This window comes from Marinihelvus fidelis (assembly GCF_008725655.1).
Classification (GTDB): Bacteria; Pseudomonadota; Gammaproteobacteria; order Xanthomonadales; family SZUA-36; genus Marinihelvus; species Marinihelvus fidelis.
Genome location: NZ_VYXP01000002.1, coordinates 343,191 through 359,152 on the forward strand (window position 1 = coordinate 343,191; position 15,962 = coordinate 359,152).

Below are 15,962 nucleotides of genomic sequence, written 5' to 3' on the forward strand. Positions count from 1 at the left end.
TTGCCCGTTGACCTGTTGTTGTTCTTGCCGGAACGTCCTGCCCGGCGTGTTTCGTGTTTTTCATGAATCGCTGAGCGCGGGCGCGAGTACGGCCCAGACGTTGTCCAGCAGTATCGGCTGCGCCTGTTCGTTGGGGTGGATACCGTCGGCCTGCATCATGCCCTTGGTGAGCGCGACGCCTTCCATGAAAAACGGCACCAACAGTGCCCGGTGCTGCTCGGCGAGGTCGGTATAGATGGCCTCGAAGGCCTGCGTATAGCCGGAACCATAGTTGGGCGGCAGGACTATACCGGTCAGCATGACCTGTGCCCCGGCATCGGTGCTGGCGCGCACCATGGCCTCGAGATTGGCACGGGTGGTGGCCAGCGGCAGGCCGCGCAGGCCGTCATTGCCACCCAGTTCGATGATCACCCAGGCCGGCTGGTGCCGCTCCAGCAGGCGCGGCAGGCGCGTGCGGCCGCCCTGGGTGGTGTCGCCGGTGACACTGGCGTTGACCACGTCGAAATCGTGGCCATGGTCCTGCAACCGTTGTTCGAGCAGGCGCGGCCAGGCCGCATCCAGCGGCATGTTGTAGCCGGCGCTCAGGCTGTCCCCGATCACCAGCAGGACGGGCCGCTCCTGCCCCAAAACCGGGCCGGCAACCATTGAAATCAGCAACACGAGCACACAGGCTGGGAACCTGGACGCAAAAACGTGTACAAAAGCCCTCATGAACACTCCTCTGGCAAATACCGCGCCGGCACTCAGCGCCGAACAACTGGTGAAACGCGTCGACGGCCCTGGTGGCGCGCTGACGATCCTCGATCACGTCAGCTTCGATGTCGCCACCGGCGACACCGTGGCCATTGTCGGCGTCTCCGGCGCCGGCAAGTCCACCTTGCTGGGACTCCTCGCGGGCCTGGATGTTCCCAGCGAAGGCCGTGTTTTACTCGAAAATCACGATTTATCCGTTCTCGACGAGGATGGCCGCGCCGCGGTGCGCGCCGACCACGTGGGTTTCGTGTTCCAGTCCTTCCACCTGGTGCCGTCACTGACCGCGCTGGAAAACGTCATGTTGCCGCTGGAACTGGCCGGCCGTGACGACGCCCGCGCGCTGGCGGAAGACACGCTCGCCAGCGTCGGCCTGGCCGAGCGGGCGGGCCATTATCCACGACAGATGTCCGGTGGCGAGAAGCAACGTGTAGCCATCGCACGCGCCTTCGTCATCGAGCCACGCGTGCTGTTCGCCGATGAGCCCACCGGCAACCTGGACCAGGCCACCGGCGAGCACATCATCGAGCTGCTGTTCGAACTCAACCGCGCGCGCGGCGCGACCCTGGTGCTGGTCACCCACGACCTGGAACTCGCGCGCCGCTGCGACCGCGTGCTGCACATGGCGGCCGGCCGCATCGAGCGCGAGGAACATCCCGCCACGGCCGGCGCCGCGTGAGTCGTTCTGTCGGCGCGTGGCGTCTGGCCACGCGACTGCTGGGCCGGGACTGGCGATCGGGTGAACTGCTGGTGCTGGCGGCCGCGCTGGTGACCGCCGTCACCGCCATGACGGCCGTCGGCTTCCTCACCGACCGCGTCAGCCAGGCCGTGGCCCAGCGCGCCGCCGAGTCGCTGGCCGCCGACCTGCGCCTGCGTGCCGGCGCGCCGCTGCCGGAATCGCACCGGCAACTGGCCGCCGACCATGGTCTGCGGACGGCCGAACTGGTGTCCATGCCCAGCGTGGTGTTCGCCGGCGAATCCAGCGCCCTGGCCGCGCTGACGGCGGCCGGCGAAGGCTACCCGCTGCGCGGCCGCCTGGAAACTGCCGAACGCCAGGGTGAGGATGCCACACCCGCCAACGGCCTGCCCGGTCCTGGCGAAGCCTGGGCCGCGCCCGGCCTGCTGGCGCGCCTTGGCGTGGATACCGGCACCACGGTCGAGATTGGCGAGGCCACGTTTACCCTCACCCGGGTGCTGAGCCGGCGCCCCGATGAAGGCTTCAACTTCGTCGACCTGGCGCCCACGCTGCTGATCAACGTGTCGGACCTCGACAACACCGGGCTGATCCGTCCGGGCAGCCGGGTGACCTGGCGACAGCTGTTTGCCGGCGACCGGGCCCGGGTCGCGCGATTCAAAGCCGAGCTGGAGCCCCTGCTGGACCCGGCCGAGCGCCTTCGCGATATCGAGGACGCCGGCCCGCAGGTCCAGGCCGCCATGCAGCGCTCCGGCCGCTTCCTGAACCTGGCCTCGCTGGTCAGCGTGCTGCTGGCCGCCATTGCCGTGGCCATGTCGGCGCGGCGCTATGCCCTGCGCCACCGCGATCGCGTCGCGCTGATGAAATGCCTGGGCGCACGCCAGGCCTTCGTCGACCGAGTCAACCGTGTACAGGTGCTGCTACTGGCCCTGGCCGGGGGTGCGCTGGGCATCGTGCTGGGCTTTGTTGCCCAGCAGGTGCTGGCCTGGCTGCTGCGGGACTTCATTGGCGAGTCCCTACCCATGCCCGGCCTGTCGCCGGTCTGGCTGGGGCTGGTGACATCGGCCTGCATCCTGGGCGGGTTCGCGTTGCCGGACCTGGCGCGCATGGGCCGCACGCCGCCGCTGCGGGTGCTGCGCGCCGATGTCGAACCGGCGCCGTGGCGCCATGGCCTGGCTTACGTGGCCGCCGTGGCCGCACTGGTGGCGTTGCTGACCTGGCTGGTGCGCGACCTGGCCCTGGCCGGCGCCGTGCTGGCTGGCTTGCTGGCAACCTTCGCGGTCCTGGGCCTGGCCGGCTGGGCGCTGGTGCGCGTCACCCATCGGTTCCGCGGCACCGGCGGCGCCGCCTGGCGCTTCGGCCTGGCCAACCTGGCGCGGCGCGGCCCGGAAAGTATCGCGCAGGTGGTGGCCTTTGGCCTGGGCATCATGGTGCTGCTGGTGCTGAGCCTGGTGCGCGACGACCTGATGGACAGCTGGCGCGCCAGCCTGCCGGAGGACGCGCCCAACCGCTTCATGATCAACATCCAGGCCTACGAGGTCGAGCCCATCCGCGAACTGCTTTCGGCCAGGGGCATCGAGGTACCGCGCTTCGTGCCGATGGTGCGCGCGCGCCTGACCGCGATCAACGGCACCGACATCGGAGATATCACCTTCGATCATCCCGAGGGTGAGCGCTGGGCCCAGCGCGAGGCCAACCTGACCTGGGCCGAAGCGGTCCAGGACGGCAACCGACTGCTTCAGGGTGAGTTCTGGGATGCCGGAACGACCGCGCCGGAAGTGTCCGTGGAGGCCGAATTTGCCAGTGAACTGGGGGTCGGTGTGGGCGATACGCTGGCCTTCGACATCGCCGGCGAGCCCCTGCAGGCGCCCATCACCAGCATCCGCGAAGTGGCCTGGGACTCGTTCCGGCCGAACTTCTTCATGGTGCTCAACGCATCGGCGCTGGAGGGCTACCCGGGCACCTGGATCAACAGCATTCACCTGCCGCCGGGCACCGAGGACGCGACGCTGGATGTCATGCGCGCCTTCCCCTCGGTGTCGGTGATTGACCTGGACGCCATCCTGGCGCAGGTGCGCTCGGTCATGGACCGGGCCGCCTTCGCGGTGCAGGCCGTGTTTGCCTTCACGCTTCTGGCTGGCCTGGCCGTGCTGTGGGCCGCGGTGCACTCGACCCGTGACGCGCGTGAATTCGAAAGCGCCCTGCTGCGGTCACTGGGGGCCTCAAGGCGACGCGTGCTGGCCGGTGTGGTCGCGGAGTTCCTGGCCATCGGCCTGCTGGCCGGGGTACTGGCCACGGCCGGTGCCACGCTGGCGGGTTACCTGCTGGCGACGCGGGTTTATGACCTGGAGTACCGTTTCAACCTGGGCCTGACCCTGGCGGGGCCGCTGCTGGGCATGTTGTTTGTCGGCCTGGCGGGCTGGCTGGCCACGCGGCGGGTGGTGGCGACGCCGCCCATCCGGGTCCTGCGCTCCGCCTGAGCGGCGGCCCCCGCTACAGCGACGAGAGATAGGCGTAGATGGCCTCGATTTCCTTCTCGGTCAACGAACCGAAGCGCGACTTCATCATCTCGGTCTTGCGGCCGAGTACCTTGTCGCCCAGCGCCATGCCCGAGCGCACGAAGCCGACGAACTCCCAGCGGTCGTAGTCCTGCGCGCGTACCAGCGCGGTGACATCGCCGCGGTCACGCAGCGGGTCCAGTCCATGGCACTCGACGCAGGCGTTGCGGACCAGGTACTCACCCAGCCGCCTCGGCTCCGACTGGTAGCCGTCATGCCAGGGCGCGTCGCGCACCTGGGTGGCCTGCGGCCGCAGGTCCCCGGTCAGCAACGCCAGGCGGCTGGACAGGCCGAACTTGCCGGCCGGTTGCCGGTCGACCTGCAACGGATAGGCACGGATAAAACTGGTGATGGCGGTGAAGTCCTCATCGGTCATGACCGCGTAACCCGCCGACGGCATATGGAACAGGCTGGTGCCGTCCGGGCGCACGCCCTGGCGGACCATGGCCTCGATGGTGGTCAGGGAATGGTTGCGGATGGACGCGGTCAGGTTGGGGGCAACGATGCGCCCGACCAGCATGCCCTCTTCAACGACCGAGCCCTGCATGGCGGGGCCGTGACAGCCCCGGTAGCAGCCGTAGAGCATGGCGAGTTCCTCGCCGCGAGCCAGCACCTCGGGATTGGTGGACACCGGTAGCGAGCGCTCCAGTGCCGGGTACTGCCTGGAGAGGACTTCGCTGCTGCGCAGGTAACTGATCGCCACGGCGAGGTAGGCCGCGCCCAGCGCGACCAGCACGATCCATTTGATTTTCCCCCTCACGCGCGATATTCCAATGGTTTTTCTGTTCTTAAGTCCCCAATATGCCTCATTTTTCCCCATGACAGGGCTGTCTTCAAGACATTCCGTTCAGGCCGCGCATAAAAAAGCCGCCCGCAGTGGCTGCGGGCGGCCAAGGCTCAGAGAAAGCCGTGTCGGATATGGCTACACCATGCCGGTGAACACCATGCGGGCATGATGGCGCTCAAATGTGACCACAGCGTGACGCCAGGGCCCGGCGTTGTTCGGGTGCCAGGAAGGCCATCGCCAGCGCATCGGCCTGTGAACGCCATACCTGCTCACGGCTCAGGCCGATGGCCGGCGCGGCCACCGCGTATTCGTGTCCAAGGGTGATCGCGCTGATTCCCGGGTCATCGGTATTCAGGCAGAAATGCACGCCCCGCCCGGCCAGTCGGCGGATGGGGTGATCGGCATAGCGGGCCACGGCCTGGATATGCAGGTTGGATGTCGGGCAGCACTCCAGGCCGATTCCCCGCTCAACCAGCTCATCAATCAGTTCATCATCCTCTATGGAGCGGAAGCCGTGGCCGATTCGCTGCGCGCCCAGGTCGTCGATGGCCGAGCGCACACTGTCCGCCCCGGCAGCCTCGCCGGCATGGATCGTCACACCCAGCCCGGCCTCGCGGACGCGGTCGAAATGCGCCCGGAACAGTGCCGGCGGGTAGCCCGCCTCGTCGCCGGCCAGGTCAACTGCAACGAGATGCTCGCGGCGGGCCAGCAAGGCGTCCAGTTCGCGCGCGCAGGCCTCGACGCCATAGGTCCGGCTCATGATGCCGATCAGCCCAACCGAGGTGCCGGTGGCCGCGGCGCCTTCGGCGACACCTTCGGCGACGGCTTCCACCACGGCCTCGGGGTCCAGTCCATGACGCTCGGCCATGAACGCGGGGCTGAACCGCAGTTCCACGTGGTCAATGCCCTCGGCGGCCGCGTCCTCGACATTTTCGCGCGCAACGCGGCGGCAGGCGTCCAGGTCCGCCAGCACGGCCACCAGGTACTCGAACCGCGCCAGGAAGGCCATCAGCCCGGGTTCGCTGTCATCGATATGCACAAAGGGCGCCAGGCCAGTGACATCGCTGGCCGGCAAATCGATCCGGTGCTGGCGTGCCAGGTCCAGGATCGTGGCCAGGCGGACGTTGCCGTCCAGGTGCCGGTGGAGTTCACAAAGCGGCAGCGAGGGGTCGATCCAGTCGTTGTTCAGGCGGGCGTTTACCATCGCGACATTCTAGCAACCGTTCAGTGGCGACGGGATTTGCTAAGCTTGTCAGGTAGGCCGGGTTGAAATAGCGAATTACTATCACAATCATAATAACAATCGATTTTAATTATTTCCCGGCTTCTGTAACATGGCCGCATCACATCGAAGCGACAATGCTTTTTACTAACCCATACGGAGACTGAACCCAATGAGCAAGCAAGTCCCACAAGTCGTATTCAAGACCCGAGTCCGCGACGAATCCATCGAGGGCCCGAACCCGTTCCGCTGGCAGGACGTGTCCACCGACGACGTCTTCGCCGGCAAGAAAGTCGTGCTGTTCGCCCTGCCGGGTGCGTTCACGCCGACCTGCTCTTCCACCCACCTGCCGGGTTACGAAGAGCACTACGAAGAATTCAAGGCCGCCGGCGTTGATGAAATCTACTGCCTGAGCGTCAACGATGCCTTCACCATGTACCAGTGGGGCAAGCACCAGGGCGTGGAGAAGGTCAAACTGCTGCCGGACGGCTCTTTCGAGTTCACCAAGGGCATGGACATGCTGGTCGCCAAGGACAACCTGGGCTTCGGTCCGCGTTCATGGCGCTACTCCATGCTGGTCGACGACGGCGAGATCGTGAAGGTCTTCAGCGAGGCCGGCAAGGAAGACAACTGCCCGACCGACCCGTTCGAAGTCAGCGATTACAAGACCATGCTGGACTACATCAAGAACGAAGCCTGAAGCGGGGCAACCTGTCGATAGCCGGGCCGGGTGACGCGAGTCACCCGGCCTTTTTTATGGCGCGCCGCTGGCCGGACCGGTGGCGCCCCGCCGTTCGATCCTGCGGAACGGGTTCAGGAAGTGCCGGTCCACGGCCACGAACAGCGCCTCCGGGTGGCGGGCATTGAGCATCTGCCTGACCTCCCCTTCCATCTCCTTGCGGGCGTAGACCAGCACCAGGTACTGGCCGTCATCCAGGGCGCCGCGGAAGCGCCTGATCTTGCGGTTCTGGCTGTCGATCCCGGTCAGGCCGCCCACCCAGGCGCCGAACATCGTGAACACCACGACGACAAAGAAGACGACAACGCTGGGCACGCCGGGCCCGAAAGGCTCAACCAGCACCACCAGCGTGGCCGCGATGACCGCCGCGGCCAGGCCCCAAAGGGCACCGATCAGCCCGTCACGAACCAGGTCAGTGGTCTCCAGCATGTTGCCGGAGTGAATGTGCTCGCGCCTGAGCCCGGCCTCGTCGCGCGCGACGACATGCAGGAACCAGTCCTCCAGGCCCAGGTCATGCAGGTCACGGGCGATGCGGCGGGTATGTTCCAGGTCGGGGACGAGATAGTAGAGACATTTCATGCGCACCTCCACGAGGGTTGCCGGCAGGCCGCTTCAGTCGACCCGTTGTCTACCAGAATAGGCCTCGATGTCCGGTTTTTCATCCCGCCCGGCGCGTTTCACACCCGCCGCCAGCACCTTCAGCTGCCACAGGTCCTTGCGTTCCATGTGCAGGAATGGCCGGATGGCCAGCAGGCCGGTACGGCCGATGCTGCGGCGCAGGTAGTCCAGTTCGATGAACTTGTCGCGGGTGCGCTCACCCACCGGCATATCGAGACCGTTTTCACGCATCATCAGCACGCCTTTCGCGCGCATCGCCAGTTCCGTGTACAGCCGCAGGTAGCACAGCAGGTCGACCACCACCGGGCCGGGAAACTTGTCCCGCAAGTCACCCAGGAAGCGGCCGATATTGGAACTGGAAAACTCCCCGGATCCAATTTGGCGCAACAACTTGGCGTCGGCGTCGAAATCCAGCTGCAGCCAGTGATGCAGGTGGTTGGCACTGCGCCGGAACACCACCACCATGATCGGCGGCAGCACCAGCACGAAGAAAAACGCCATCATCACCGGCGGCAACAGGAAGTGGTTGAAAAACGAGTGCAGCAGCACGGCCGCGGCCAGCCCGGGCAGGTAGCGCGCCGGGTTGACCTTCATGTTGCGCTCGGTCATCGATTGCGAAATCACTGCGAAGATCGAGCAGACGCCACCGTGCATCAGCGCGGTGCCGAAACCGCGCACGACCCACACCGCCATGTTGGCATCGTAGGCACGGTAGAGGTTGTACAGGTTTTCCGCCAACGCGAAACCGGCGCCGACGGCGAAACCGAAGATGGCCGCGTCGACGAGGAAACCAATGCGGTGGGCGCGGAACAGCCCGATGACTACCAGGGCTTTCAGGCACTCCTCCACGGGAGGAGACACGTACCGGGTGTAGAAGTATAAGTCGCCCGGCACGCGTGCCATCAGCCAGCCATTCACCCACCAGGCCACGATGGCCGTCATCACGCCGGCGAGAATGGTCAGCAGCACCGCGCGGACGGTCACGAGCTTATAGCTGTCCATCCAGACCAGGACGACCAGGAAGATAAGCACCGGCAGCAGGCCGACCGGCGCGCGCAGCAGGAAGTCTTGCGAATGGACGATGGGGGCGCTCCCGCAAAGGAAACGCCTATCTTGCACGAGTCACGCGCCGGTTCACAGGGACCGGCGCGGTTTTAGCCCGTTCAGTCGGCGGTCAGCCCCCCGCGATGCACGGTTGTCCCGTCGGCGCTGAGCACCCAGCCCACCCGGGCGATATTGACGGCATCTGCGGACGGGTCCGCCTGCAGCGCGGCCGACAGGCGAACGGTGGTGTCGTCTTCGCCCAGGATGCGCCCCTGGGGCCAGTCGACGCGCCCCGGCTGGCCTTGCAACGAGGTCAGCTCCGAGAGCACCAGGCCGCTGCCATCCAGGTCGATACGCCAGTCCAGTGACGAACTCGCGTCGACGGCGACATCCAGGCGGTAACCCCCGTCCTCCAGCCGGTACAGTTCCAGCGACCCGCGGCCGGCAGCCGCGTCAAAACGTTCCGCGCCCACCCGGGTCGCCGCGACCGGCGCAATGGTGCCGACCATGTCGCGGGTATCATCCGGCCCGAAAGGCGTGTCCACGACAGTCAGCGCCGCGAACGTGAAGATCGCACCGGCCACCGCGGCCAGGCCGTAGCCCAACGGGCCCGGCGCGCCGGCTTGGCCGAAGCTGAACCAGCGGCGCCGGGGTGCCGGCAGCTCAATGGAACCCATAATCCGGGCGTGCAGGTCCGCAGGCGGCTCCAGCGGCTCCGCCCGGCCGAGCACGGCCGCCACGCCGGCAAGCTGCGCGTGAAGTTCGCGCGCTTCGGCCGACGACTCCAGCAACTGCGCCAGTTCGTCCTGTTCGTCCGCAGCCAGTTCGCCGTCAATTCCGGCCTGCACCAGGTCGATCATCTGTTGTTCGTTCATGGATGGACCCCCTCGACTTCGAGCATGTCCTTGAGTCGCTGTCGCGCGGTGAACAGCCGCGACTTGACGGTCTTTTCCGGGATCTGCAGGATTTCCCCGATCTCCCGGTAACTGATTTCCACGAAGTGCCTCAACATGATCACGGCCCTCTGGTCCTCCGTCAGCCCCATCAGCGACGATTGCAACTGCCGGCTCAACTGCCGCTGCCCTTCGATGTCATCCGGCCCGGGGTCATTTGACGCCGGCGGCTCATCGAGTTCACGCAGCCTGGATCTGCCATTCAGGCGGTCAATCGATTCATTGACCGCGATCCGGTAAATCCAGCTGAAGAACCGGTACTTGGGGTTATAGCGGTCGAGGTGCTCAAAGGCCTTGAGAAAGGTCGTCTGCGCCACGTCAGCCGCTTCGTCCGCGTTGCCGAGCATTCGATAGGCCGCGTTGTACACGGGCCGCTCGTACCGGCGGACCAGTGAACCCAGCGCCTGTCGGTCTCCTTTCCGGCAATCCCGGATCAGCGCTTCGTCACCATCCCTGTTCATGAATACCGCCGTGGGGCAAAAAAGTTGATACGCGGTGAATTAACCATCCGTGGCCGCCTCGATGTCGAAGAGCCGGTCGAAACCGGAGTAGGTGAAAATATCCTGCAGGTGCGTGCCGACGCCGACCAGGCGAACCCCCTGGCCATCCACCAGCAAGCGCTTATGCGTGCGCAACAGCACCCCCAGGCCGGCGCTGGAAATGTACTCCAGCCCCTGCATGTCGATGACGCAGGGGCCGTCCACGCGGTCCAGGAACGTCTGTGCCTGCGGCGCTCGCGCCGCGTCCAGCCGCCCTGAAACCCTGACGTGACCCTTATCGTCGGTCTCTATTTCAAACATCAAGCCTGTTTCCCTTCGATGACGAAGGTGATTTTACTGGTGCGGGCGCGGTATTCGTAGTGCACGGAGTCCGCCATTTTGAAAACAAGGTAGAGACCCAGCCCACCGGGTTCGCGTTCCTCGATGGGCGCGTGGATGTCCACGGCGCTGATGCGCGCCGGATCGAAGCGCTCGACATCGTGGTCGGTCAGCGTGGCCGTGACGCCGCCATCGACCGCACGCAGCTCGATCTCGATGGGCCGGTCGGTCTCGGTGTTATACCTGACCATGTTCACGAACAGTTCCTCCAGGCACAGGTCCACGGCCTGGCGCAGTCCGGCCGGGATCGCATGGCGGCTGAAAAAATCGGCCGTCATGGCGACGATGCCGGCCAGTGACTCTACATCCCTTGCGAAAGCGGCCGTGGTCATTCAGCCATCCCTCCGTACCAGCACCAGGGTGATGTCATCGGCCTGCTCGACATCGCCACCAAACGCGAATGCGGCGTCGACCAGGGCCTGTCCCAGCTCCGCCACGGGCCGGCCCCGGTAGCGGCGTACGACGTCACCGACACCGGCTTCGCCGAATTGTTCGCCGTTGGCGTTGGCGAACTCGTAGATGCCGTCCGACACCAGCGCCAGGATATCGCCCGGCGCAAGTTGCAGCTGCTTCGCCCGCTGCGCGCCGGTTTCCAGCTCCATGACACCCAGGGGGAAACTCGTGGGCTTGTGCCACTCCAGCCGGTCTTCGGCGGCGTGATAATGAAGAATCGGCCCCTGGCCTGCAGAGTGGAACTGCACCTGGTGGCTGGCCGGGTCCAGGAAGCCCATGAAGGCGGTGATAAAGCGGTCGTCGGGCAGGTCCTCGGCCATCTGGTTGTTGACCTGCCGGTAGGCGTCATCCAGGCCCGCCCCCAGGCGGAACGCCACGCGCATCATGGCCTGCATCTGGGTGGCCGACAGCGCCGGCCCGAAACCGTGCCCGGTGGCGTCGCCAAGCAGCATGAACAGCTGGCCATCGAGCATCACCAGGTCGTACAGGTCACCACCGGTGTGGGAGGTGGGCAGGAAGTGCCCGTACAGCCCGTAGCCGTCCACTTCCGGTAATTCGCTTGGCAGGGTGCTGAGCTGGATCTCCCTGGCCACGGCCACCTCGCGCTCGAGGATCGCGTTGGCCAGCAGTTCATCGGTCATGTAGGCGTGCTGCACGGCCACTGCGGCCTGGGCCGCCAGCGCCGGCCCGACCCACTCGTCGTGATGGTCGAACTGGCCCGGCCGGGCGCCGAGCCACTGCATGACCCCCAGCAGTGAATCGTCCTGTCCGATGATGGGCACATTGAACAGCGAGCGGGTTTCGAATCCCGGCAGGTTCAGCGGGTCGGCCTGGAACCGGTCGTCGTCACGGCACTCATGGATGTTACTCATCTCGCGGACTTGCGCGCACACACCGACCCAGCCATCGCCGAGCCGACGGCGCAGCGGCGCATCACTGGATGGCGACACCATGACCAGCTCATCCGCATCGCGGTCCAGCAGCCAGAGCACGCCAGCCTCGGCGACGATGGCCAGCTTGCCGACCTCGATAATCTCGCGCAGCAGTTCCGGCATGGCCTCGGGCGCGGCCAGTCGGTGCATGATCTCGAGGATCTTCATCAGCGACTCGCGACTGATCTCCTCGCACCCCAGCTGTTCCGGTGCCAATCCATGTGTCAGCGTATTCATCTGCGAGAGAATATCACCCGCGCAGGCTCCGCGCGTGACATCGACCGGCGGATTCGGCAAGCTTGCCAGTCATGCCGAATCAAACTGCCCATCAAGCCGCGCCGCTGGCCGACCAGCTCAGGCGCGAGGCGTCCACGCTGGTCCATGACCTGGCCGACGCGCTGGCCGTGGCCATCGCCCAGGCCGATGAACGCCCTGCCTTGCCCCCGGGCGCCGACGCCGCGCTCGCGGTGCTGGACGAGCCCCTACCCGACCGCGGCGAAGGCGCGCGCCAGGCGCTGGAGCAACTCCTGGACCTGCAGGCCCGGGCCGGCACCAACACCGCCGGGCCACGCTGCTACCACTTCGTCATAGGCGGCAACACGCCCGCCGCGCACGGTGCGGACCTGGTGGCCGCCGCCTTCGATGTACTCACCTACACCTGGGTCACGTCACCGGTGGGCGTGCGCATGGAACTGCAGGCACTGGAGTGGCTGAAGCAACTGCTGGGCATTCCCGCCGGCATGCACGGCCTGATGGTGACCGGCGCGACCATGGCCAATTTTGTCGGCATGGCGGCCGCGCGGCAGTGGTGGGGCGAAGAACTGGGCTTCGATGTCTCCGAGACGGGCCTGGCGGGACAACCGCCGATGCCGGTAATCTCCACCGGGTTCCTGCACGCCGCCAGCCGCAAGGTCCTGTCGCTGCTGGGCGTGGGCCGTGCGAACATCACCCAGGTGCCCGATGGCCCGGATGGCGGCGTCGACCTGGACGCGTTCACGCGCGCCCTGGAACAACTGGGCGGCGCACCGGCGCTGGTGGTCGTCAACGCCGGCGAAGTGAACGCCGGCCACTTCGACCCTGTCGCGGCCATGATCGACATCGCCCGCAGGCATCGCTGCTGGGTGCACGTCGACGGCGCCTTCGGGCTGTTCGCGGCGCTGTCACCGCGCACCGCGCACCTGGTCGCGGGCTTTGAGGGCGCGGACTCCATCACCGTTGATGGCCACAAATGGCTGAATGTCCCCTATGACTCAGGATACGCGTTTGTCCGCGACCATGGCCTGATGGCCCGGGCGTTCCGCTACTCCGCCGATTACCTGCCCGACGAGGACGACCCGCGGCCGACGCTGGGCGCGATCGGCCCCGAGAGCTCGCGGCGGGGTCGCGGCTTTGCGGTCTGGGCGACCCTGAAGGCCTACGGCCGTGACGGCCACCGCCAGATCGTCGAGCATTGCCTGGACATCGCGCAGCATTTCGCCCGGGTCGTGGATCACACGCCCGGGCTTGAGCGCATGGCCGACGTGCCGCTGAACATCGTCGCCTTCCGCTACAACCCGGGCGGCCTGGACGAGGCCGAGCTCGACGCGCTGAACCAGCGCCTGGGCGAGGCCGTGATCGAGGCCGGCGAATTCCTGGTCGGCACATCGAAACTGGGCGAACGAACCATATTCAGGCCTGCATTCTCCAACTGGCGGACACGCCGGGAGGATGTCGAGGCGCTTGCCGGGCATATTGTCCGGCTTGGACAAGGGCTCAATTAAAAAAAGAGGGAGAACAACCCATGAAAGAAGATCTGTCCCGCCAGGCTTACTGGCGTGCCAACATCAGGCTGGTGCTGGGCTGCCTGGTGGCCTGGTTCGTGGTCTCGTTCGGCTTTGGCATCCTGCTGGCCGAGCCGCTTAATGCCATCCACCTGGGCGGGTTCAAGCTGGGGTTCTGGTTCGCCCAGCAAGGCTCGATCATGGCCTTCCTGCTGATCATCTTCTTCTACGCCTGGCGGATGAACCGCCTGGACCACCGGTTTGGTGTCGACGACGATGAGCCGGGGGTGGGTTCATGAGCCTGCAGGCGCTGACCTACCTGGCGGTAGGGCTGAGCTTTGTCGTCTATATCACCATTGCCTTCTGGTCGCGGGCGCGCAGCACCGGGGACTTCTACGTCGCCGGCGGGCACGTGCACCCGGTGGCCAACGGCATGGCCACGGCGGCCGACTGGATGTCGGCGGCGTCGTTCATCTCCATGGCCGGGCTGATCGCCTTCCTGGGCTACGGCGGCTCCGTCTACCTGATGGGCTGGACCGGCGGCTATGTGCTGCTGGCGCTGCTTCTGGCCCCGTACCTGCGCAAATACGGCCGTTTCACGGTGCCGGAATTTATCGGCGACCGTTACTACTCGAACGCGGCCCGCCTGGTGGCGGTCATCTGCCTGATCTTCATCTCCTTCACTTACGTGGCCGGGCAGATGCGCGGCGTCGGCATCGTCTTCTCGCGCTTCCTGGAGGTACCCATCCACGTGGGCCTGATGATCGGCATGGCCGTGGTGTTTATCTACGCGGTGCTGGGCGGCATGAAGGGCATCACCTATACCCAGGTGGCCCAGTACGTGGTGCTGATCTTTGCCTACACCGTGCCGGCCGTGTTCATTTCGCTGCAACTGACCGGGAACCCGTTGCCGCAGCTGGGCCTGGGCGGCACCGTGGCCGGCACCGACGTCCACCTGCTGGACCGGCTGGACGCCATTGTCACGGACCTGGGGTTCCGCGCCTTTACCGAGGGCAACAAGAGCACGATCGATGTCTTCGCGATCACCATGGCGCTGATGGTGGGCACCGCCGGGCTGCCACACGTGATCGTGCGCTTCTTCACCGTGCCGAAGGTCTCGGACGCGCGCAGGTCGGCCGGCTGGGCGCTGCTGTTCATTGCCATCCTCTACACCACCGCACCGGCCGTGGGGGCCATGGCGCGCTTCAACCTGACCAATACCATCCAGGCCGGCGAAGTGGGCGCCGCGGACGCCAACCTGGTGTATGCCGAGCGCCCACAGTGGTTCCGGACCTGGGAAGACACCGGCCTGCTCCGCTTCGAGGACCACAACGGCGATGGCCGCATCCAGTACTACGACGATGCCAACGAGGACTTCGCCCGGCAGGCCGAGTCCTTCGGCTGGAAAGGCAACGAGCTGACTGTCGACCGCGACATCATGGTGCTGGCCAACCCGGAGATCGCGCAGTTGCCCGACTGGGTGATCGCGCTGGTGGCCGCCGGCGGCATCGCCGCGGCGCTTTCAACGGCCGCCGGCCTGCTGCTGGTGATTTCGGCCGCGTTTTCCCACGACCTGCTGAAGAGCGTGATCGCGCCCAATATCAGCGAGAAGCAGGAACTGGCGGCAGGGAGGGTCGCGGCGGCTGTGGCCATTGTCGTCGCCGGTTACCTGGGCTGGAATCCGCCCGGCTTCGTCGCCCAGGTGGTTGCATTCGCCTTTGGCCTGGCCGCGGCGTCACTGTTCCCCGCCATCCTGATGGGGATTTTCAGCACCCGCGTGAACAAACAGGGCGCCATTGCAGGCATGGTGACGGGCCTGGTGTTTACCTTCGCCTACATCCTGGCCTTCAAGGGTGTGTTCTTCGAACCGCTGTTTGAAAACACCGTCGACAACTGGCTCTTCGGTATCTCGCCCGAGGGCATTGGCGTGGTCGGCATGGTGCTGAATTTCGCCGTGGCCTGGGCCGTCAGCCTGGCGGGTGAACCGCCACCGGAGAAGGTGCGGCAACTGGTCGAGGACATCCGCGTACCGCGCGCGGCCTGATCGGAGACTGGAAACGAAAACGGCGGCCCGCAGGCCGCCGTTTTCAGTTCAAACCAGCAAAAGGTTTACCCTTCGGCGGCCTTCCGCTCCTTGTAGGAACGCACGGCCTCGTTGAACTGTTCCGCGACGCGCTCTTCCATTTCTACCGAGTAGTTGTGCGCCTGGCCCAGGGCAATCTCGTTGCCATCGGTCAGGTCACCTGACTCTGCTGAGCTGTCCAGGCACTCACGGTAGCTGGTGAGCTCTGCCTGGAAGGTGCCGATATTACCCTTGGCCTTCTTCAGGTCGTCGTAGGTGGCCTCGTCGGGAATACGCGCCGGCGCGGCAGGCAGGCTGCAGGTCTGCGCTTCCAGCGGCAGGATAACTTCGGAACCGTCGTCCTGGGCCGTGGCGGCCGAGGTGATCGTTGCGCCAAGCGCGATGGTGAGCAGTGCACCCTTCAATTTCATGTGCTGTCCTTTTGTGTCGTCGTGGCGGTGATCACCGCCCTGTCATGCAAAGAGGAAACGAGAATACCACGCGGTGAACAA

General features: G+C 65.9%; 17 protein-coding genes. 6 read left to right on the forward strand and 11 right to left on the reverse strand.

The window, feature by feature from the left end; translation table 11 throughout:
* Positions 1-60: 60 nt before the first annotated feature.
* The gene (locus F3N42_RS02920) at positions 61-660 is read right to left on the reverse strand and encodes an arylesterase (RefSeq protein WP_224784652.1); all 600 of its coding nucleotides are present in this window, start codon (positions 658-660) and stop codon (positions 61-63) included.
* 49 nt (positions 661-709) lie between these two features.
* On the opposite strand from F3N42_RS02920, the gene F3N42_RS02925 reads away from it, so the two are divergent.
* Positions 710-1,429, forward strand: coding sequence for an ABC transporter ATP-binding protein (locus F3N42_RS02925; RefSeq protein WP_150862880.1), 720 nt, complete (start codon positions 710-712; stop codon positions 1,427-1,429).
* Complete coding sequence (locus tag F3N42_RS02930; RefSeq protein ID WP_150862881.1) at positions 1,426-3,924, forward strand: ABC transporter permease; 2,499 nt, start codon at positions 1,426-1,428, stop codon at positions 3,922-3,924. The genes F3N42_RS02925 and F3N42_RS02930 overlap by 4 nt, the downstream gene beginning before the upstream one ends.
* Before the next feature lie 13 nt (positions 3,925-3,937).
* Here the strand turns inward: F3N42_RS02930 and F3N42_RS02935 are convergent, their stop codons facing one another.
* Together F3N42_RS02935 and add are read right to left on the reverse strand one after the other, a co-directional pair.
* Entirely contained in the window at positions 3,938-4,762 is an 825-nt protein-coding gene (locus tag F3N42_RS02935; RefSeq protein ID WP_191621201.1) for a cytochrome c, read from the reverse strand.
* A 202-nt stretch (positions 4,763-4,964) separates the two neighbouring features.
* Positions 4,965-5,993 (reverse strand): adenosine deaminase, encoded by a 1,029-nt coding sequence (gene add / locus F3N42_RS02940; RefSeq protein ID WP_150862883.1) that lies wholly within the window; start codon positions 5,991-5,993, stop codon positions 4,965-4,967.
* A 190-nt stretch (positions 5,994-6,183) separates the two neighbouring features.
* On the opposite strand from add, the gene F3N42_RS02945 reads away from it, so the two are divergent.
* The gene (locus F3N42_RS02945; RefSeq protein WP_150862884.1) at positions 6,184-6,711 is read left to right on the forward strand and encodes a peroxiredoxin; all 528 of its coding nucleotides are present in this window, start codon (positions 6,184-6,186) and stop codon (positions 6,709-6,711) included.
* A 54-nt stretch (positions 6,712-6,765) separates the two neighbouring features.
* Here the strand turns inward: F3N42_RS02945 and F3N42_RS02950 are convergent, their stop codons facing one another.
* From F3N42_RS02950 to F3N42_RS02980, 7 genes are read right to left on the reverse strand one after another with little or no spacing between them, the layout of a single operon-like run.
* On the reverse strand, positions 6,766-7,329 hold the full coding sequence (locus F3N42_RS02950; RefSeq protein ID WP_150862885.1) for a hypothetical protein: 564 nt from the start codon (positions 7,327-7,329) through the stop codon (positions 6,766-6,768).
* Between the two features lie 33 nt (positions 7,330-7,362).
* On the reverse strand, positions 7,363-8,487 hold the full coding sequence (locus tag F3N42_RS02955) for a PrsW family glutamic-type intramembrane protease (RefSeq protein WP_150862886.1): 1,125 nt from the start codon (positions 8,485-8,487) through the stop codon (positions 7,363-7,365).
* A 44-nt stretch (positions 8,488-8,531) separates the two neighbouring features.
* Positions 8,532-9,287, reverse strand: coding sequence for an anti-sigma factor family protein (locus F3N42_RS02960; RefSeq protein ID WP_150862887.1), 756 nt, complete (start codon positions 9,285-9,287; stop codon positions 8,532-8,534).
* Positions 9,284-9,826 carry an RNA polymerase sigma factor gene (locus tag F3N42_RS02965; protein WP_150862888.1) on the reverse strand — a complete coding sequence of 181 codons (543 nt, stop codon included), beginning with the start codon at positions 9,824-9,826 and terminating at the stop codon, positions 9,284-9,286. Before F3N42_RS02965 ends, F3N42_RS02960 begins: the two co-directional genes overlap by 4 nt.
* 39 nt (positions 9,827-9,865) lie before the next feature.
* Positions 9,866-10,165 (reverse strand): STAS domain-containing protein, encoded by a 300-nt coding sequence (locus tag F3N42_RS02970; RefSeq protein WP_150862889.1) that lies wholly within the window; start codon positions 10,163-10,165, stop codon positions 9,866-9,868.
* On the reverse strand, positions 10,165-10,575 hold the full coding sequence (locus F3N42_RS02975; RefSeq protein WP_150862890.1) for an ATP-binding protein: 411 nt from the start codon (positions 10,573-10,575) through the stop codon (positions 10,165-10,167). The genes F3N42_RS02970 and F3N42_RS02975 overlap by 1 nt, the downstream gene beginning before the upstream one ends.
* Positions 10,576-11,865, reverse strand: coding sequence for a PP2C family protein-serine/threonine phosphatase (locus F3N42_RS02980; protein WP_150862891.1), 1,290 nt, complete (start codon positions 11,863-11,865; stop codon positions 10,576-10,578).
* Between the two features lie 71 nt (positions 11,866-11,936).
* Between F3N42_RS02980 and F3N42_RS02985 the strand changes: the two genes are divergently transcribed.
* The 3 genes from F3N42_RS02985 to F3N42_RS02995 are packed head-to-tail and all read left to right on the forward strand — an operon-like array spanning position 11,937 to position 15,432.
* Positions 11,937-13,388 (forward strand): pyridoxal phosphate-dependent decarboxylase family protein, encoded by a 1,452-nt coding sequence (locus tag F3N42_RS02985; RefSeq protein ID WP_150862892.1) that lies wholly within the window; start codon positions 11,937-11,939, stop codon positions 13,386-13,388.
* Positions 13,389-13,408: 20 nt separating this feature from the next.
* Positions 13,409-13,687, forward strand: coding sequence for a DUF4212 domain-containing protein (locus tag F3N42_RS02990; RefSeq protein WP_150862893.1), 279 nt, complete (start codon positions 13,409-13,411; stop codon positions 13,685-13,687).
* Positions 13,684-15,432 (forward strand): sodium:solute symporter family protein, encoded by a 1,749-nt coding sequence (locus tag F3N42_RS02995; protein ID WP_150862894.1) that lies wholly within the window; start codon positions 13,684-13,686, stop codon positions 15,430-15,432. Before F3N42_RS02990 ends, F3N42_RS02995 begins: the two co-directional genes overlap by 4 nt.
* 65 nt (positions 15,433-15,497) lie before the next feature.
* Here F3N42_RS02995 and F3N42_RS03000 read toward each other — a convergent pair whose 3' ends face one another.
* Entirely contained in the window at positions 15,498-15,881 is a 384-nt protein-coding gene (locus F3N42_RS03000) for a hypothetical protein (RefSeq protein ID WP_150862895.1), read from the reverse strand.
* Positions 15,882-15,962 lie beyond the last annotated feature (81 nt).